15 protein-coding genes are annotated in these 20,319 nt (G+C 42.7%); 14 read left to right on the plus strand and 1 reads right to left on the minus strand.

Translation table 11 applies throughout. The features are described 5' to 3' along the window. The first annotated feature begins 63 nt into the window (after positions 1 to 63). From pyk to aceA, 4 genes are all read left to right on the plus strand, one after another. A complete protein-coding gene (pyk, locus tag AC3WLU_RS15315) occupies positions 64 to 1,824 on the plus strand; it encodes a pyruvate kinase (protein WP_057276708.1) in 1,761 nt (586 codons plus the stop codon). A gap of 81 nt (positions 1,825 to 1,905) precedes the next feature. Then, complete coding sequence (locus AC3WLU_RS15320) at positions 1,906 to 2,298, plus strand: FxsA family protein (protein ID WP_034309123.1); 393 nt, start codon at positions 1,906 to 1,908, stop codon at positions 2,296 to 2,298. A gap of 358 nt (positions 2,299 to 2,656) precedes the next feature. Further along, positions 2,657 to 4,249: a malate synthase A gene (gene aceB / locus AC3WLU_RS15325; protein WP_492597510.1), complete on the plus strand. Its 1,593-nt coding sequence runs from the start codon at positions 2,657 to 2,659 to the stop codon at positions 4,247 to 4,249. A gap of 38 nt (positions 4,250 to 4,287) precedes the next feature. Next, entirely contained in the window at positions 4,288 to 5,571 is a 1,284-nt protein-coding gene (gene aceA, locus AC3WLU_RS15330) for an isocitrate lyase (protein WP_034309118.1), read from the plus strand. 87 nt (positions 5,572 to 5,658) lie between these two features. Here aceA and ytvI read toward each other — a convergent pair whose 3' ends face one another. Further along, on the minus strand, positions 5,659 to 6,783 hold the full coding sequence (gene ytvI, locus AC3WLU_RS15335) for a sporulation integral membrane protein YtvI (protein WP_063575499.1): 1,125 nt from the start codon (positions 6,781 to 6,783) through the stop codon (positions 5,659 to 5,661). 193 nt (positions 6,784 to 6,976) lie between these two features. Between ytvI and AC3WLU_RS15340 the strand changes: the two genes are divergently transcribed. From AC3WLU_RS15340 to mutM, 10 genes are all read left to right on the plus strand, one after another. Further along, entirely contained in the window at positions 6,977 to 7,438 is a 462-nt protein-coding gene (locus AC3WLU_RS15340) for a DUF441 domain-containing protein (protein WP_034309113.1), read from the plus strand. Positions 7,439 to 7,977: 539 nt separating this feature from the next. Continuing rightward, on the plus strand, positions 7,978 to 9,093 hold the full coding sequence (citZ, locus tag AC3WLU_RS15345; RefSeq protein WP_413001864.1) for a citrate synthase: 1,116 nt from the start codon (positions 7,978 to 7,980) through the stop codon (positions 9,091 to 9,093). 94 nt (positions 9,094 to 9,187) lie between these two features. Further along, a complete protein-coding gene (gene icd / locus AC3WLU_RS15350) occupies positions 9,188 to 10,504 on the plus strand; it encodes an NADP-dependent isocitrate dehydrogenase (protein WP_413010421.1) in 1,317 nt (438 codons plus the stop codon). A 121-nt stretch (positions 10,505 to 10,625) separates the two neighbouring features. Further along, the gene (gene mdh, locus AC3WLU_RS15355; RefSeq protein ID WP_034309103.1) at positions 10,626 to 11,561 is read left to right on the plus strand and encodes a malate dehydrogenase; all 936 of its coding nucleotides are present in this window, start codon (positions 10,626 to 10,628) and stop codon (positions 11,559 to 11,561) included. A 241-nt stretch (positions 11,562 to 11,802) separates the two neighbouring features. Next, a complete protein-coding gene (locus AC3WLU_RS15360) occupies positions 11,803 to 12,522 on the plus strand; it encodes a response regulator transcription factor (protein WP_057276702.1) in 720 nt (239 codons plus the stop codon). Beyond that, complete coding sequence (gene pnpS / locus AC3WLU_RS15365; RefSeq protein ID WP_492597511.1) at positions 12,519 to 14,297, plus strand: two-component system histidine kinase PnpS; 1,779 nt, start codon at positions 12,519 to 12,521, stop codon at positions 14,295 to 14,297. The genes AC3WLU_RS15360 and pnpS overlap by 4 nt, the downstream gene beginning before the upstream one ends. 395 nt (positions 14,298 to 14,692) lie before the next feature. Next, on the plus strand, positions 14,693 to 15,727 hold the full coding sequence (gene hflK, locus AC3WLU_RS15370) for an FtsH protease activity modulator HflK (protein ID WP_057277068.1): 1,035 nt from the start codon (positions 14,693 to 14,695) through the stop codon (positions 15,725 to 15,727). Then, positions 15,724 to 16,656 (plus strand): protease modulator HflC, encoded by a 933-nt coding sequence (gene hflC, locus AC3WLU_RS15375; RefSeq protein ID WP_187049854.1) that lies wholly within the window; start codon positions 15,724 to 15,726, stop codon positions 16,654 to 16,656. Before hflK ends, hflC begins: the two co-directional genes overlap by 4 nt. A 127-nt stretch (positions 16,657 to 16,783) precedes the next feature. Beyond that, positions 16,784 to 19,408: a DNA polymerase I gene (polA, locus tag AC3WLU_RS15380; RefSeq protein ID WP_063575504.1), complete on the plus strand. Its 2,625-nt coding sequence runs from the start codon at positions 16,784 to 16,786 to the stop codon at positions 19,406 to 19,408. 19 nt (positions 19,409 to 19,427) lie between these two features. Continuing rightward, positions 19,428 to 20,258 (plus strand): DNA-formamidopyrimidine glycosylase, encoded by an 831-nt coding sequence (mutM, locus tag AC3WLU_RS15385; protein ID WP_063575505.1) that lies wholly within the window; start codon positions 19,428 to 19,430, stop codon positions 20,256 to 20,258. The last annotated feature ends 61 nt before the right edge of the window (positions 20,259 to 20,319 follow it).

Here is a 20,319-nt window from a genome sequence, read left to right on the forward strand (position 1 = left end):
GCGCCCCCTGTCTTCAAGAAGTGGACAGGCGGCGAGTAGTTTTCCTTAAAGGAGGATGACACTATGCGTAAAACCAAGATTGTTTGTACGATTGGCCCCGCAAGTGAAAGTATAGAAAAGCTGGTTCAATTAATAGAGGCGGGAATGAATGTAGCACGGCTTAACTTTTCTCATGGAAATCATGAAGAACACGCAGCTAGAATTCGCAATATAAGAGAAGCGAGCGAAAAAACGGGTAAACAGGTTGCCATCCTGTTGGATACAAAAGGACCTGAAATACGGACAAATAATATGGAAAATGATTCTATGGAGCTTATAGCCGGCAACGAAGTCATTATTTCCATGAATGAAGTCCTGGGAACACCTGAAAAATTCTCCATTACCTATGAAGGGCTTCTGCATGATGTTCACCCAGGATCTAAAATCCTTTTGGATGATGGATTGATCGGGCTTGAAGTGTTGAAGATTGATGAGGTCAGAAAAGAAATCCATACGAAAATCTTGAATAGCGGTACACTTAAGAACAAAAAAGGCGTCAATGTTCCAGGAGTTTCGGTTAACCTGCCTGGCATAACGGAGAAAGACGAACAGGATATCCTTTTTGGGATCGAACAGGGTATCGATTTCATTGCTGCCTCATTTGTACGCAGGGCTTCCGACGTGCTTGAAGTAAGTGAATTATTGCAGCAAAATGGTGCGGAACATATTCAAATCATCCCTAAAATCGAAAATCAAGAGGGCGTGGACCGTCTTGATGAGATCTTGGAAGTTTCAGATGGCTTGATGGTGGCACGTGGAGACTTGGGAGTGGAAATTCCTGCAGAAGAAGTGCCATTAGTCCAAAAACAAATGATCAAAAAATGTAATAATGCCGGGAAACCAGTCATAACGGCTACACAAATGCTCGATTCGATGCAGCGTAATCCAAGGCCGACCCGTGCAGAAGCAAGTGACGTGGCCAATGCCATATTTGATGGAACGGATGCAATCATGCTTTCTGGCGAAACAGCTGCTGGAACCTATCCTGTCGAAGCGGTGCAAACGATGCATAACATTGCTTCGCGTGCTGAAACTGCCCTTGATTATCGGGATATATTATCAGTCAGAAGCAAAGTGAACCGTCATAATGTCACGGATGCCATTGGTCAATCCGTTGCCCACACCGCGCTTAATCTTAATGCAGGGGCAATCATCACCCCTACAGAAAGCGGTCATACGGCAAGGATGATTTCCAAATACCGCCCTAAAGCACCGATCATTGCGGTTACATCCAATGATCATGTTACAAGAGGGCTTGCATTGGTTTGGGGAGTCTATCCGCAGATTGGTCCAAAAGCAACGACTACCGATGAAATGCTTCAAACCGCAATAGATGAAAGCCTGCATTCCGGCTTAGTTTCCCATGGGGATTTAGTCGTCATTACAGCCGGTGTGCCTGTAGGTGAAACAGGTACGACTAACTTGATGAAAATTCATGTGTTAGGAGAGGTTCTTTTGAAGGCTCAAGGAATCGGCAGGAAATCAGCTAAAGGTGAAGTGGTTATCGCTAAGAATGCCAAGGAAGCTTTGGAAAAAGTGAAGGAAGGCTCTGTATTGGTTACGATCGGTTCTGACCGCGAAATGATGCCGGCAATTGAAAAGTGTGCGGCATTGATTACGGAAGAAGGCGGTTTGACAAGCCATGCAGCTGTTGTGGGAGTCACATTGGGCATACCGGTAATCGTTGGGGCGGAGGACGCGACCAAGGTTTTCACGGATGGTCAAAGAATAACGGTCGATGCAGGTCGTGGAGTCATTTATGATGGACATGCAAACGTTCTGTAAAACGAAATTTTGGCTGATTCCTTGCCAATGAGGTAAGATGGATGTACCGCACCAGAAATGGGCTGTGCAGGAGGAATGAAGATGAAATATTTTTTAATGTTTATCATTGCGATGCCGGTCGTTGAAATTATTGTCCTTTTGCTGTCAGGCAATCTGATTGGTTTTTGGCCAACGCTGTTCCTGATTGTAGCCACAGGTTTGATCGGAGCTTATTTGGCTAAACGGCAAGGGATGGAGACGTGGAAAAAGGCACAGGAACAGATTCGTTACGGAATGATGCCAGGAAATGAAATCATTGATGGAATCTGTATCTTTATCGGAGCTGCACTGTTGCTGTCCCCTGGGCTCATCTCGGATATCATGGGATTGATCCTTGTGTTTCCGCCAACCCGGAATCTCCTCAAACCGATTGTTATCCGGTTTATCATGAACAGGATGAATAAAGGGAAAGTTACCATCATTCGGCATAAATAATATAAGGCTGTCTAAAGGCGTAAGCTTTTAGGCAGCCTTTTTGGTCTTTGAAAAAGGTACGCAACAGCATCCCGTTTTTTTATGGGGTGCTTTTTTGCTTTACAAATGGCTCCCTGTTTCACCATTGAATGATGATATGATATCCACGAGAATGAAATGTGTATCATAACAGGATTTATAAATGATTAACCCTTGGAAACATTGGTAAATAAGGATTTTCCATGCCAAAAAAATCTTTTTTTAGATTTTTTAGAAAAAACTGGTGACAAATTTATACAACGTGTTATATAATACAAACAGGAAATAAAACATCTGTATTATAACATAAAAAGAGTTGGAAAGGGTGTGGAGAGGCAACATGATTACGGAAGCAAAAGGCTTACAGATTACAGGCAACATTAAGCCAGGATATGAACAAATACTTACAGCGGAAGCTCTTCAATTCATCGAAAGAATGGAACGTCATTTCAGTGGAAGAAGGGCAGAACTTCTAGAACGGCGGAAAAGCGTTCAGGAAGAACTGAATCAAGGCATGCTTCCTGATTTCCTTGAAGAAACGAAGCATATTCGTGCAAGTGATTGGACGATTGCGCCCCTCCCGAATGATTTGCAGGACCGCAGGGTTGAAATCACTGGACCTGTTGATCGTAAAATGATCATAAATGCCATGAACTCAGGTGCCAATGTATTCATGGCGGACTTTGAAGATGCCAATTCACCCACTTGGGAGAATTGCATCGATGGCCAATTGAATCTGCGCGATGCAATCCGCGGAACCATATCATTTAAAAATCCAAATGGCAAAGTGTATGAATTAAATGAAAGAACAGCTGTGCTAAAGGTAAGGCCACGCGGCTGGCATTTGGAGGAAAAACATGTCCTTTTGGATGGACAGCCTATATCAGCCAGCATTTTTGACTTTGGACTGTACTTTTACCACAACGCAAAAGCATTGGTCGAAAAACAAAGCGGTCCATACTTTTACTTACCGAAAATGGAAAGCCATCTCGAAGCAAGATTATGGAATGAAATATTCGTATATGCACAGAACGATTTGAGAATCCCGCAAGGAACCATCAAGGCAACGGTCTTGATAGAAACAATTCTTGCTGCATTCGAAATGGACGAAATTCTGTACGAGCTGAAAGAACATTCGGCAGGCCTGAACTGTGGCCGCTGGGATTATATCTTTAGTTTCCTGAAAAAATTCCGTAACTCGGATGATGTCATTTTCCCAGATCGACAGCAGGTCACGATGACCGTCCCGAACATGAGGGCGTATTCCTTACTGGCGATCAAAACATGTCACAGCCGTAATGCTCCTGCAATTGGCGGGATGGCCGCGCAAATTCCCGTTAAAAATGACCCGGTTAAGAACGATGAGGCTTTTGCGAAAGTTAAGGCAGATAAAGAACGCGAAGCAAGAGACGGTCATGATGGAACATGGGTTGCCCACCCAGGTATGGTAAGCACGGCAAAAGAGGTTTTTGACCTGCTCGTCCCAAAACCGAATCAAATTTTCCGGAAACGGGAAGATGTCCATGTAACGGCACAGGAGTTGCTGGCTGTACCGGAAGGAACGATCACAGAGGCAGGCTTGAGGACGAATATTAATGTAGGCATCCAATATATCGCCTCATGGTTAAGCGGCAGAGGTGCGGCACCTATCAATAACTTAATGGAAGATGCTGCAACCGCTGAAATTTCAAGGGCTCAAGTCTGGCAATGGATCCGTCATCCAAAAGGCATTCTCGAAGATGGCAGGAAAATAACCGAGGAATTATTCCATCAAATCAAAGAAGAAGAATTGGCGGTCATTAAATCGGAAGTAGGGGAAGAAACTTTCAAATCAGGAAAGTTTGAAGAGTCTACTAAACTATTTGAACAATTGATTGAAGCGGATGACTTTGCAGATTTCTTAACTAACGCGGCATATGGAAAATTAGCTTAATATTCAAAATATATAATATGAAATAGGAGGAAATAATGATGATGAATGAGAGAGCGCAAAAATTACAACAAAGCTGGGAAAATGACTCACGGTGGACTGGTATTAAACGTCCTTATACGGCCGAGGAAGTCATTAAACTGAGAGGTTCCATCGATATTGAACAAACATTGGCACGCCGCGGTTCCGAAAAACTATGGAATCTATTAAAAACAGAGGATTTCATCAATGCATTAGGAGCATTGACCGGTAACCAAGCCATGCAGCAGGTGAAAGCCGGTTTGAAAGCAATCTACTTAAGCGGCTGGCAAGTGGCGGCAGATGCTAACATCGCAGGGCAAATGTACCCTGACCAAAGTTTATATCCAGCCAACTCCGTGCCGCAAGTCGTTAAACGCATTAATCAGACACTTCAGCGTGCAGACCAAATCAGCTTTGCTGAAGGGAAAAATGATATCGATTGGTTCGCTCCAATCGTGGCGGATGCTGAAGCAGGTTTTGGCGGTTCCCTTAATGTCTTTGAATTAATGAAAGGCATGATCGAAGCTGGAGCGGCTGGCGTTCACTTCGAAGACCAGCTTTCTTCCGAGAAAAAATGCGGTCACCTAGGCGGTAAAGTCCTTCTTCCTACCCAAACGGCAGTACGTAATTTAGTTTCCGCCCGATTGGCAGCAGATGTAATGGGTACACCGACCATCTTGATTGCCCGTACGGATGCTGATGCTGCAGATTTGATCACGGATGATATTGATCCGGTCGATGCACCATTCATCACTGGTGAAAGGACTCCAGAAGGATTCTACCGCACGAATGCAGGTCTTGACCAAGCAATTGCAAGAGGCCTTGCTTATGCGCCATATGCCGACCTTATCTGGTGTGAGACTTCTGAACCTAATCTAGCGGATGCTCGCCGCTTTGCCGAGGCCATCCATGCAGAGTTCCCAGGTAAATTGCTTGCTTACAATTGTTCCCCATCATTTAACTGGAAAGCGAAATTAAGTGATGAAGAGATTGCCAATTATCAAGTGGAATTGGGTAAATTGGGTTATAAATTCCAATTCGTTACACTTGCAGGCTTCCATTCATTGAATCATAGCATGTTCAACCTTGCTCTTGGTTATAAAGAACGCGGCATGGCTGCATACTCTGAGCTTCAACAAGCGGAATTCGCTAGTGAGCCGGATGGCTATACAGCAACACGCCATCAGCGTGAAGTGGGAACGGGTTACTTTGATGAAGTGGCACAAGTCGTTTCTGGTGGAACATCATCCACAACAGCACTTGCAGGTTCTACTGAAACAGAACAATTCGAGACGTCGAAATAATTCTAGTTTAAAACCAAAAATCCGCCTTGTAACCGAGGCGGATTTTTAAGTGGAATAGAGTGAATGCTAATGGATGTCTGGATTCCCTTAAGTGGTTTTCTTTGTATCCCCGATGATGAAAGTCCATATGGCCTTGAAGACATGGGCGCGCTGAAGTGTATTGAATATGACAAGTACGACAGGTCCTGCAATCAAACCTAGGAAACCGATCAATTTGAATCCGATGAACAAGGCGATGAGAGTGGCAAGCGGATCCAAACCAATACTGGATGAAAGTACTTTTGGCTCTATTAGCTGACGCTGGACAACGACGATTATGTAAAGGACGGACAAACCGATTGCGAGACTTGTATTCCCGGCAATGAATTCAAATATGATCCAAGGAATGAAAATCGTACCTGTCCCCAAATAGGGAATGATATCGACCAGTCCGCATATCAGGGCAATGGTAATTGAATAATTCACCCCTAAAATGAGAAATCCGATTAAAATCGTGACAGTCGTCAATGAAACAAGAGTGAATTGTGCCCGGATGAACCCGAATAAAGCCCGTTTTAAATCCCTGAATAAACGCTTTGCTCCCGCAAAAATCTTATCAGGCAACACTTTTCCGGTCATGCGGCCGAAGGTATCCCAATCTTTGCTGATGAAGAATGTGCCAAGCAAAGTAAAAAGGAGTGCCGTTGCTGTAGTTGGAAACCATCCGATGATTGTGGGGATGTTCTTCAAGAAGGCTTGAATGAAGCCGCTTACTCCCGTCGTGATGGATTCACCGATATTTTGGATATTCTTGAGGATTGTGTCTTGCTGTTCGGTATCCAAATTATTGAACATGGCAGCTATTTGATTATATAAAGGGATGACGGTGGTAGCGATGTATGTTTCTATATAATCCACGATGGTTTCAATGTGTTTCGGGATGACTCCGGCAAGGTAATTGGTCCCTGAAATGATCTCGGTGACGAGTAAGGTGATAAGACCCGCAAATAAAAGGAAAATGAGTAAAAGGGAAACGAATACAGCCAACCCCCGTGGCAGCCGCCCTTTCCTTTCGAAAAAAATGACCAGGGGATTCATCAAGAAAGCGATGATCATGGCAATGATGAATGGATATGTATATTTAGATAAATAAAACAAGGCAATTCCACCTAATATTATCCCTCCGACGACCAGTAAAGAACGAATGAAACGATACATATATACCGGATTCAAGTCATATCCTCCTTCAACCATTAAGTTTGTATTATAATTGTAACGATGATGGAAAAGAAAGGAAAGATTCTTTCATCTTTCGTTTTGAATTTTTTCTGCAGATGCATAGTTCCTTAAATCATTTTTCTCCCAAGAACTAGGGAGTTTGTTATGTTAAAATAACAAAAAACAGAAGGAAGAAGGTGAAGGGATAATGATCAACGGTCCTGTCGTATTTTTAATTCTGCTTGCTGCAATCGGCTGGTTTGGGAAAAATACCTCACTGATCATGGCTGCGGGTTTTCTTTTAAGCATGAAACTGATTGGCCTTGACGCTAAAGTGTTTCCATACCTGGAAGCGAAAGGAATCAACCTGGGCGTCACGATCATCACGATCTCCGTACTCATTCCCATAGCAAACGGGGCGATTGGATTCAAGGAACTAGGAGACGCGATAAAATCCCCTTATGCCTGGATTGCACTTGCATCCGGAATAGCCGTTGCACTCATAGCAAAAAATGGGATTACACTGCTGTCGCATGATCCGCACATTACCACGGCTCTTGTATTTGGGACGATTCTTGCGGTCGCCTTATTCAAAGGTGTGGCTGTCGGCCCGTTAATCGGGGCAGGAATTGCTTATTTATGCATGCAGATCTTCAATTTTTTTAAATGAAGCGAGTGGCTAATTGGAGAAAAGCCCGTCAGTACTGGAAATGTAAATTTTCTATTTAATGTTTCGTTTATTCTGCTTTGGGACATTTTTTTTGAAAAAAACGATTTTAAACGCATGAATAAAGCAAGAGAATATGGAGCTAATTTTTCTAATAAAATAATAATTTTTTCACATTTTAAGTGCTTTTCATTCCCAAAAAAGTGTTTATTGTTTATAATAATCATGTAACTGCTCTGATTTATTAAAATTGGGATTCAGAATATCATTGATATTTTTGAGGAATCTTAAAAAAAGATGTAGTTATTGAGCAAGCGCTCACTAGGAATAGCTACAAGCATTATTTTTAGAATTTCTTATTAAAGATTATCGTACATTTTACTATTGTTAGGGTCATATTCTGTGAACGCTTCCAATAGAAGATGTATGTCATCTGCTAAAAAATAGATGGTTGTTTACAATAGCTAATTTCTTGGAAGCGCTACATTTATACGCTAATAGCAAGGGCATAGGGGAATATCTAGGAAAAGGAGAGATTTAGTATGACAGCAACAAAAGGTCTTGAAGGTGTGGTAGCAACAACTTCATCAGTAAGCTCCATTATCGATGACACATTAACGTATGTAGGTTATGACATCGATGATCTGGCTTCGAACGCAACATTCGAGGAAGTAATCTATCTTTTATGGCACGGAGCTCTTCCGAACAAAAGCCAACTAGAAGAATTAACTAAACAACTTGCTGAAAATGCTGAAATTCCAGCTGAAGTGGTTAATCACTTCAAAACATACCCAATTGATAAAGTACATCCAATGGGAGCTCTTCGCACCGCAGTATCCCTTCTTGGTCTTTATGATGAAGAAGCAGATGTAATGAGTGAAGAAGCTAACTATCGTAAAGCAATCCGCATCCAAGCAAAAATCCCTACATTGGTAACAACTTTCGCTCGCGTCCGTCAAGGGAAAGAAGCTGTTGCTCCACGTACAGATTTAAGCTTTGCTGCTAACTTCTTATATATGTTAAGCGGTAATGAACCAACGGCAATCGAAGAAGAAGCATTCAACAAAGCATTGGTTCTTCATGCTGACCATGAATTAAACGCTTCTACATTCACTGCACGCGTTTGTGTGGCTACATTAGCTGATATCTATTCTGGTGTAACTGCTGCCATCGGCGCTTTAAAAGGCCCACTTCACGGCGGGGCTAACGAACAAGTCATGAAAATGCTTACAGATATTGGTTCAGTTGATAACGTTGAGCCATATATCAACGAAAAATTAGCCAATAAAGAAAAAATCATGGGCTTTGGCCACCGTGTATACCGTAAAGGTGATCCTCGTGCTAAACACCTTAAAGAAATGTCACAAAAACTGACTGAACTTACTGGGCAACCTCAATATTATGATATGTCCATCAAAATTCATGAAATCGTAACCGGTCAAAAGAATCTTCCGCCGAACGTGGATTTCTATTCTGCTTCCGTATACCACAGTTTAGGCATCGAGCATGACCTATTTACACCAATCTTTGCTGTAAGCCGTGCTTCAGGCTGGATCGCTCATATCCTTGAGCAATATTCAAACAACCGCCTTATCCGTCCGCGTGCAGAGTATGTTGGACCAGGTATGCAAAAATATGTACCGATTGAAAACCGCTAATTAAAAGTTTTTTCGAAAATCATTTTTTATTTCATCGAATTTGTAGTAAATTAATAGATGTGAGTAAAAAAGGTTAGTGGTTCTGCTTTATTTAATGGCAGGCCATCTAACCTTTGAATTTGAATCGGAGGTAAGAGACATGACACAAAGCCAAAAAATCACAGTTACTAACGGTGTTCTTAACGTACCAAACAACCCAATCGTTCCTTATATTGAGGGAGACGGAATCGGTCCTGATATCTGGGCTGCAGCATCCCGCGTTCTAGACGCAGCAGTTGAAAAAGCTTACAATGGCGAAAAGAAAATCGAATGGAAAGAAGTTTTAGCTGGACAAAAAGCATTTGACCAAACGGGCGAATGGCTTCCACAAGAAACTCTTGATGTCATTAACGAATATCTAATCGCTATTAAAGGACCTCTTACAACTCCAATCGGTGGCGGTATCCGCTCATTGAACGTTGCATTGCGTCAAGTATTGGACTTATTCGTATGTCTTCGTCCAGTACGTTACTTTGATGGTGTACCTTCACCAGTTAAACGTCCAGAAGACACTGACATGGTCATCTTCCGTGAAAACACTGAAGACATCTATGCTGGTATCGAATATGCAAAAGGTTCTGACGAAGCTAAGAAATTAATCGAATTCCTACAAAATGAATTCGGTGTTACAAACATCCGTTTCCCTGAAACTTCAGGTATCGGAATTAAACCGATTTCCGAAGAAGGAACAAAACGTCTTGTTCGCGCTGCACTTAACTATGCGATCAAAGAAGGCCGTAAATCATTAACGCTTGTTCATAAAGGTAACATCATGAAATTCACTGAAGGTGCATTCAAAACTTGGGGTTATGAAGTTGCAGAACAAGAATTCGCCGATAAAGTGTTCACATGGAACCAATATGACAAAATTAAAGATGCTGAAGGCACTGAAGCTGCTAACAAAGCACAATCTGCTGCTGAAGCTGAAGGCAAAATCATCGTTAAAGATTCCATTGCCGATATCTTCTTACAACAAATCCTGACTCGTCCTAAAGAGTTTGATGTTGTTGCAACAATGAACTTGAACGGAGATTACATTTCTGATGCATTAGCTGCACAAGTTGGCGGAATCGGTATCGCTCCAGGAGCAAACATCAACTACGAAACTGGACATGCCATCTTCGAAGCAACTCACGGAACGGCTCCTAAATATGCTGGTCTTGATAAAGTTAACCCATCTTCAGTTCTTCTTTCAGGCGTTCTTTTACTTGAGCACCTTGGTTGGAACGAAGCTGCAAACAGCATCACTAAATCAGTGGAACAAACAATCGCTTCTAAAGTTGTTACATACGACTTTGCCCGCCTAATGGATGGTGCAACGGAAGTTAAATGTTCTGAGTTCGCTGACGAGCTTATCAAAAACCTTAAATAATTCATTATATGCTTTCTGGAAAAGTGCCTGAACGGGCTGCTTTTCCAGGAGGCTTATATATATTTTCAGAGGATGTTAAAAGTATTCCAAAAGTATTTATATATTTTAAGGAGGAAATAACATGTCTAAACGTAAAAAAATCACAGTTGTAGGTGCTGGATTCACTGGCGCTACAGCAGCATTCCTGGCAGCTCAAAAAGAGCTTGGTGATATCGTTTTAGTTGATATTCCGCAAGCTGAAAACCCTACAAAAGGTAAAGCCCTTGATATGGCGGAAGCAGGACCTGTTCTAGGTTTCGATGCTAACATCATCGGTACATCCGACTATGCAGAAACAGCTGATTCCGACGTGGTGATCATCACTGCCGGTATTGCCCGTAAGCCCGGCATGAGCCGTGACGACTTAGTTCAAACTAACCAAAAAGTCATGAAATCAGTAACTAAAGAAGTCGTTAAATATTCCCCTAATACAACAATCATCGTTTTGACTAACCCTGTAGATGCAATGACTTATACTGTATACAAAGAATCCGGTTTCCCTAAAGAACGCGTTATCGGACAATCAGGTGTTCTTGATACAGCTCGTTTCCGCACTTTCGTGGCTCAAGAATTAAACTTATCCGTTAAAGATGTAACTGGATTCGTACTTGGCGGACACGGAGACGATATGGTTCCTCTAGTGCGTTACTCTTATGCAGGCGGAATTCCTTTGGAAAAATTGATCCCTCAAGATCGTTTAGAAGCAATAGTGGCTCGTACCCGCACTGGAGGCGGGGAAATCGTAAACCTTCTAGGAAACGGAAGCGCCTATTATGCACCGGCTGCATCCCTGGTGGAAATGGCTGAAGCGATCCTTAAAGATCAACGTCGCGTTCTTCCGTCAATCGCTTATCTCGAAGGTGAATACGGATTTGAAGGCATTTACCTTGGAGTGCCGACTGTGCTTGGTGCAAACGGCATTGAACAAATCATCGAACTTGATTTGACTGAAGGCGAAAAAGCGGCACTTTCAAAATCTGTTGAATCAGTTAAAGCAGTCATGCAAGTCCTTCAATAAAAGATCATAATAGGACTGCCCGGATATTGGAAGAAAAGGCCAAGGCCTTATTCCGACTCCGGGCAGTTTTTTTATTCGCTTCAAAAGAACCCTGGAACGTATAATCTGCCTGCTGAAGATAGGAATAACTTTATTTCCGTTTTTTTTATGTGTAAATTTCATATAATATTCTTTATAATGGAATTGGATGAGTAGACCAAGAAATTGGTCTTTTGGGTAATACATAATTCAGGAGGATCTAATGTCAAAGAAAATTCTCGTAGTGGATGATGAGCAATCAATAGTTACCTTACTTCAGTACAATTTAGAACAATCAGGTTATACGGTGATCACAGCTTTGGATGGAGAACAAGGGCTGGAGGCTGCCGTGGATATACGACCCGATTTAGTGGTATTGGATTTGATGCTGCCTAAAATGGACGGGCTTGAAGTATGTAAGCAGCTTCGCCAGCAAAAAATCAATATACCGATCTTGATGCTGACAGCTAAGGACGATGAATTTGACAAGGTGCTGGGACTGGAACTGGGGGCGGATGATTACTTGACCAAGCCATTTAGTCCCAGGGAGGTAGTGGCCCGGATTAAAGCCATTTTAAGAAGATCCCAGTTGCAATCGAACGGAAGTGAGTCAAGTCAGGATCAAGAAGAGGGTCTCCTGAAATTAGGGGAATTGAAAGTGTTCCCGGAACGATACGAAGCATTCTTTGATGAACAGCAATTAGAATTGACTCCAAAGGAATTTGAATTACTTTTATATTTGGCGAAGAATAAAGGAAGAGTGCTGACCAGGGATCAACTTCTCAGTGCGGTATGGAATTATGATTTCGCGGGAGATTCACGGATCGTCGATGTCCATATTAGCCATCTTCGTGAAAAAATAGAGAAAGATACAAAAAAACCACTCTATATTAAAACGATAAGGGGCTTGGGGTATAAGCTTGAGGAGCCTAAAAAAGAATGACGACCTATCGTAAAAAGCTCTTATATACCCTCATCACATTGGTGATGGTCGTCCTGATGGCCGTGGGCTTTTTATTAGGGCACTTGTTCAAAAGTTATTATATTAAAACGTTCAATGAGCGTATACAGAACGAAACATTTTTCATTTCTACATATATTAAGGAGCATGGCGGGATCGAGTCCTTTTTGGAAAAAGGGAAGACGGCAAAACTGACACCCCTTTTAGATTCTAATTTAACCATTCTTTCCAAGAGTGGGGAAATATTATACGATTCGACATCATCCAATGAAATACTTAAAAGCCATGCCAATGTCCTTCGCAAAATAACTTTGGAAAAAGGGCTTAAGAATGGGGAAGGGTATGAAGTGGTCGAAGGCGAATCGGACCTCCATTATTATTGGAAGACGGTTGAAAAGGATGGAGAGATCGAAGGCTTTGTCGTCCATAGCAATGAAATAGAGGCCATCCATCAAGTGAATAAACAAATGTGGCAAATATTGATCATTTGTTTAGGGGTTGCCTTGATCATCATCCTCATGCTTGCGAGTAAAATCACTTCATATTATACCCGTCCGATCGAAGAGGCGACGATGGCAGCCATTGAACTGGCAAAAGGGAATTACGGAACCCGGACATTCGGGAGGCATACCGATGAAACGGGAATGCTGACAACTTCCTTGAACATATTGGCGAGGAATCTTCAGGAAACAGAGATAGCGAGGGAAATGAATCAGGATCGTTTGGAAACTCTTGTTGAGAATATCGGTAGCGGGGTCTTGCTGATAGACAGTAAAGGGTATACGACCTTGATCAACCGGGAATTCAAGAAGAGCTTCCGTGTGAACGCCGCCACGTTTTTATTTCAGGAATATTATTCGGTCATTAAAGACAAGGAAGTGATAGCCATCATCGAAGAGATCTTTCGAACGGAAAAAACGATAAAACGGCAGGTGAAGATACCGCTTGCCATAGAACGAAAGCATTTTGAGATTTACGGCGCTCCAATAATCGGGAATCATGACGAATGGAAGGGGATCCTCCTCATTTTCCATGATATCACCGAATTGAAAAGGCTCGAGCAGATGCGGAAGGATTTCGTGGCCAATGTGTCCCATGAATTGAGGACTCCGATCACTTCCATTAAAGGCTTCTCTGAAACATTGTTAGATGGGGCCTTAAAAGATGAAAAGACCTTAAAGCACTTTTTATCGATTATCTTGAAAGAAAGTGACCGGCTGCAAGAACTCATTCAGGAGCTGCTGAATTTATCCAAAATGGAGCAGCAGGAATTCGTTTTAAACGCAGGGGTCGTGGATATTACGAAAGTGCTTGGCGAAATACAAGAGATGCTTATAGGCAAGCTGAAGGAAAAAGAAGTATCCCTTGAAATTAAAACATCACCGGAACCAGTTTTCATTGAAGGGGAATCTGACAGGATCAAACAGGTTTTCATCAATTTGATTACGAACGCATTGACCTATACACCAAATGGCGGCAGGGTCACCGTTGACATCATTGAAAATGAACAGACCGTCGATATTACAGTTCAAGACAACGGGATCGGCATCGAAGAAAAAGAACTGCCAAGGATCTTTGAACGGTTCTACCGGATCGATAAGGCGAGGAGCCGCGATTCAGGAGGAACGGGCATTGGACTGGCAATCGTCAAGCATATAATAGAAGTCCATAAAGGTAAAATCAACGTGGAAAGCACACCTGGAACCGGGACGACTTTTACAGTCACTTTAAATAAAAGCTTAAAAGGGAAAATGTAGCGGGCATTTTATTTACATGTCCTTTACAATTCCTTAAAACGGACTTCATAATGCAGGGGTACAATGGTTGTACAACCCCTCATCCAAGGAGTTAAACATTGACAGAGACATAGTCTCTGTTTGATTATTTTGTAGTTCAACCAAAATTTTAAAACAAGATGTTTGGAACAGGTAGACAAAACTCCTGTAGGAATAGCGTCTAAGTTACAATCAACGTTCAAATCGTACAAACCTTAAAACTTAGGCAGAGACATGGTCTCTGTCTTTTAATTTTGGCTATATTCCCCGGATACCATTCATCTATCCTATTTTTCTGGGAAAATATTTGATTTTTATGAAACTTTAGGCCCTTTCTTGCGTAAATAAGATATAACTGCAAAGAAGGGGTGATACATATCGTTAGCTTAAAAAGGATATATACAATTACAGGACTTGTCTTTCTTATTTTAATTTTGGGTGTAGTGGCGATATCGACCTGGTACACGGTTGATGAATCCGATCAAGCTGTCATAATGACGTTTGGTAAAGTGGAGGAGACGATAACGGAACCAGGACTTCACTTTAAACTGCCTTGGCCGATTCAATCGGTCGAGAAATTATCCAAAGAAACATTCAGTCTTAAATTTGGATATAAGGAAGAGGATGGAGAGGTGAAGGATTACCCGAGTGAGACCAAAATGATTACGGGTGATGAAAATATTGTGCTGGCAGACCTAGTCGTTCAGTGGAAAATCACCGACCCTCCAAAATATCTATACAATGCAGAAGATCCAGAAAAAATATTATACGATACGACTTCAGCTGCATTACGGAGCATAATCGGCAGCACGAAAATCGATGATGCCCTTACATCTGGTAAAGCGCAAATCGAAGCGGATGTACGCGATTTATTGTCACAGCTAATGGAGAAGTATGATGTTGGGATTTCCATATCTGCGGTTAAACTCCAGGACGTGGAGTTACCGAATGAAGAAGTGCGGAAAGCATTTACCAATGTAACGGATGCCCGTGAAACGGCGAATACGAAAATTAACGAAGCGGATAAATATGAAAATAAGCGTATGAATGAAGCGGAAGGGGAAAAAGATGCCATCATTTCACAGGCCAATGGGGATAAAGCTGCCCGTACGGAAGCTGCCCGCGGGGATGTAGCGGTCTTTGAAAAATTACTCAGTGAGTATAAAGGCAATAAGGGGATTACGAAGGACCGTCTAATTATTGAGACCCTTGAGGAAGTATTGCCGAATGCTGAAATTTATATTATGAATGATGATGGAAACACAATGAAGTACTTGCCGCTTCGCTCGCTTGAAAAGGAGGAAACGAAAAAAACTCCTGCCACTGATGAAGCCGCCATACCTGAAGAAGAAACGAAAAAAGGGAATGCATCGGAAGAAAAAGCGACAGGGGAAGGGGGCACTAAACAATGAGTGGAAAAATAATAGATTTCTCTGAGTTGAAAAAAGGGGATTTTCATTGGAGGGGCTATGTGAGAATCGGCATTTTCCTGATTATTTTCATCGTGCTGCTGCTAATCATCTTCACCAATGTCTATATCGTCAAAGAGGGCGAATACAAGGTCGTCCGCCAATTCGGTGAGGTGGTAAGGATCGATAAGACTCCGGGATTGAAGGCGAAGGTGCCATTCATTCAGAGTATCATGACCTTACCGAAGTATCAGATGACTTCCGATGTTTCCGAAGCGGAAATCAATACGAAAGATAAAAAACGGATGCTGATCGATAACTATGCAGTTTGGAGAATAGAAGATCCGAAGAAATTGATTACAAATGCAAGGACACTTGAGAATGCCGAAACGAAAATGGAAGAGTTCATCTATTCGGCAGTTCGTTCAGAGCTGGGCCAGCTGAATTATGATGAGATCATCAATGATGAGAAGTCATCCAGGGGAAGTTTAAACGACCGCATAACCGAAAAAGTCAACGATTTGCTGCAAAAGGACAGTTATGGAATCAGCTTGACGGATGTCCGGATCAAGCGGACTGACCTGCCTTCCGAAAACGAAGCATCCGTCTTCAAGAGGATGATTTCCGAGCGGGAATCGAAAGCGCAAGAATACCTGTCCAAAGGTGATGCGAAGAAAAACCGTATCATTGCGGATACCGATCGGAAAGTGAAGGAACTGCTTTCTACTGCGGAGGCTGATGCAGAAGTGATCAGGGCAGAAGGGGAAGGGGAAGCAGCGAAAATCTATAATAAATCGTTTTCCAAAGACCCCGAATTTTATAAACTATACCGGACTCTTGAATCCTACAAGAAAACGATTGGAGATCAAACGGTCATCGTTCTGCCTTCTGATTCCCCTTATGCCAGCTTGTTGATGGGAAATACTAAATAACCTTGATGCCGTCATTTTTCTTTCCGCTTCTACTCATGGTAGAATAGAGAAGGAAAATGAACGGCTTTTTGCGTTTTTATATAGAAGCTATAACTACATAAACCTGTATGACTGGAGGAAGACGGATTTGGATAAAAAGCTAGTGCTCATAGATGGAAACAGCATTGCATACCGTGCGTTTTTTGCGCTTCCGCTCTTGAATAATGATAAGGGGGTCCATACGAATTCCGTGTACGGATTCACCATGATGCTCAACCGCATTCTTGAAGAAGAAAAGCCAACGCACATACTTGTGGCATTCGATGCGGGTAAAACGACATTCAGGCATGCATCATTTAAAGAATATAAGGGGGGGCGCCAAAAAACGCCGCCAGAATTATCCGAGCAATTCCCTTTCATTCGGGAGCTGCTTGATTGTTTTCAAATAAAAAGGTATGAACTGGAGAACTACGAAGCCGATGATATTATCGGTACGCTGTCTTTACAAGCGGAAAAAGATGGTTTTGAAGTGAAGGTCATTTCCGGTGATAAGGATTTAACGCAATTATCCTCCCCTAGTACGACAGTTTCCATCACGAAAAAGGGGATTACTGAAATTGAGGAATACACTCCAAAGCATATACATGAAAAATACGGTCTATCCCCTTTGCAAATCATTGATTTAAAAGGGCTGATGGGAGATGCCTCCGACAATATCCCCGGTATTCCGGGTGTTGGTGAAAAGACTGCCCTTAAATTATTGCATCAATTTGAAACGGTTGAAAACCTTCTGCAGTCGATTGATGAGGTAAGCGGACAAAAATTGAAAGAGAAAATTGAAGAACATAAAGACCTGGCCTTATTAAGCAAAGAGCTGGCTACGATAACGAGGGAAGCGCCGCTTGAAGTTTCCGTTAACGAGACCGAGTACACTGGCATGGATCAGGATCGGGTCATCTCATTCTATAAGGAGCTTGGTTTTTCGACTTTACTCGATAAATTGGATGTAACGGAAAGCGCACCGCTTGAACAGGAGAAGATAGAGGTACACACTGCTGAAATGACAGAAGGAATGTTTGCAGATGAAAGTGCCTTGTATGTTGAAATTTTAGAAGATAATTATCATCGAGCCGACATAATAGGGATCGCCATCAGTAATGAACAAGGTCATTTTTACTTCAATGGAGAGGATGCTCTGAGTTCCGATGCATTTAAATCCTGGGCAGAGGATGAAACAAAAAAGAAAACGGTTTTCGATGCGAAGCGTACGGTCGTGGCACTGCGTCATCGGGGAGTCGAAATAAAAGGCATCGATTTTGATGTGTTTTTGGCATCCTATATCCTTGATCCGGCAGAGTCAGTGGACGAAGTCGCAGAAATCACGAAAACCCAAGGTACTATCCGGCTTGAAACAGATGATGTTTTTTATGGAAAAGGTGCAAAACGCAAAATACCTGAGGAAGCGGAATTGAGGGAGCATATCGCCAGAAAATCGAAGGCGATCTTTTCTCTGAAAGAACCGATGATAGATAAGCTGCAAGAGTTCGAGCAGTATCACCTATTTACGGAACTGGAGCTGCCCTTGTCGATCATCCTGGCAAATATGGAATGGCAGGGAATCAAGGTGGACATAGGCCGACTGAAAAACATGGGACAGGAATTAGCCATTCGCTTAAGAAATATCGAAGCGCGAATTTTCGAATTGGCTGGAGAGGCGTTCAATATCAATTCACCTAAACAGCTTGGGGCCATCCTGTTTGAAAAGTTGGAGCTTCCGGTCATGAAGAAAACCAAAACAGGTTATTCGACTTCAGCCGATGTGCTGGAAAAACTGGAGAGCAAGCATGATATCGTTAAGGAAATACTGCTGTATCGCCAGCTTGGTAAGCTGCAATCCACTTACATTGAAGGATTGCTTAAAGTGGTCAATGGCAAAACGGACAAGGTGCACACCCGGTTCAACCAAGCATTGACCCAGACCGGCCGGTTAAGTTCTACAGATCCCAATCTCCAGAATATCCCGATCAGACTGGAAGAAGGAAGGAAAATCAGGCAGGCCTTCATTCCTTCCGAAAAGGATTGGATCATTTTTGCTGCCGACTACTCCCAGATCGAATTACGTGTCCTGGCGCATATCGCCAATGACAGCGGATTGGTGGAAGCATTCCAGGCCGGGATGGACATCCATACAAGGACAGCCATGGACGTATTCCATGTATCGGCAGATCAAGTCACCTCGAACATGAGGCGCCATGCCAAAGCGGTCAACTTCGGAATCGTTTATGGTATAAGTGATTACGGACTATCGCAAAGTCTTGGAATCACGAGAAAAGAAGCTGGAGAGTTCATCGAGAAGTATTTACGAAGCTTTCCAGGTGTTCAGGAATATATGGAAGAAAGCATACATGAGGCCCGTCAAAAAGGATATAGCACGACTCTGATGCAAAGAAGGCGATATATACCTGAGATAACAAGCAGGAATTTCAACATCAGGAGTTTTGCCGAACGAACAGCGATGAACACGCCGATTCAAGGCAGTGCCGCTGATATCATCAAGCTTGCCATGATCAACATGAATAAACGCCTGAAAAAGGAGGGGCTCAAAACGAGAATGCTTCTACAGGTTCATGATGAATTGATTTTTGAAACCCCTCCTGAGGAACTCGAAATCCTTAAAGTGATCGTTCCGGAGGAAATGGAAAATGCCATTGAATTGAACGTGCCCCTTAAAGTGGATTATGCTTTCGGGCCAACATGGTTTGATGCCAAATAATAAAAGATAGGTGATTGCAATGCCAGAACTTCCAGAAGTGGAAACAGTCAGAAGAACGTTAGAGCAGCTCGTACTCGGAAAAGAGATCAAGGAAGTGTCCGTTTTCTGGCCAAAGATCATTAAAGCGCCTGAGCCTGTCGAACAGTTTCAGGATGCCTTAAGGGGGCAGACGATTTCTGCAATAGGCCGTCGGGGCAAGTTCCTCATTTTCACCTTGGATGATTATTCGCTGGTTTCGCATTTAAGAATGGAAGGGAAATACGGCGTTCATCCAAAAGAAGAGCCGTATGATAAGCATACCCATGTGATCTTCACTTTCACTGATGGCAGTGAACTTCGGTACAGGGATGTCCGGAAATTCGGAACAATGCATCTATTTGCCAAAGGGGAAGAATTTGAACAGTTGCCCCTGCTGCACTTAGGGCCTGAACCGTTATCCGAAGATTTTACTGTCGAAGGTCTTCGTGCGAAGTTGGCAAGAACCAACAGGAAAATCAAGCCCGTTCTCCTTGATCAAACCGTTGTCGTCGGGATTGGGAATATATATGTGGACGAGTCGTTATTCCGTTCCGGTATCCATCCGGAGAGAATGGCATCTTCACTCTCGTTGCAGGAAATCGAAACGTTGCATGCTGAAATCATTGCGACGTTAGGTGAAGCTGTGGAAAAAGGCGGAAGCACGATTCGTTCATACATTAATTCCCAAGGGCAAATCGGCATGTTTCAGTTGGAACTGAATGTTTATGGAAGAAAAGGCGAGAACTGCAAAACATGCGGCACGCCACTTGAAAAACTGGTTGTTGCAGGACGCGGCACACATATTTGCCCGTCATGCCAGCCGCTAAAATAGGTCATGTTTATTCAAACACATCGGATGGGCTCCTTCCATATACTAGGGTAGCAACGAGTAG

This window comes from Peribacillus sp. FW305-BF15, assembly GCF_058783805.1.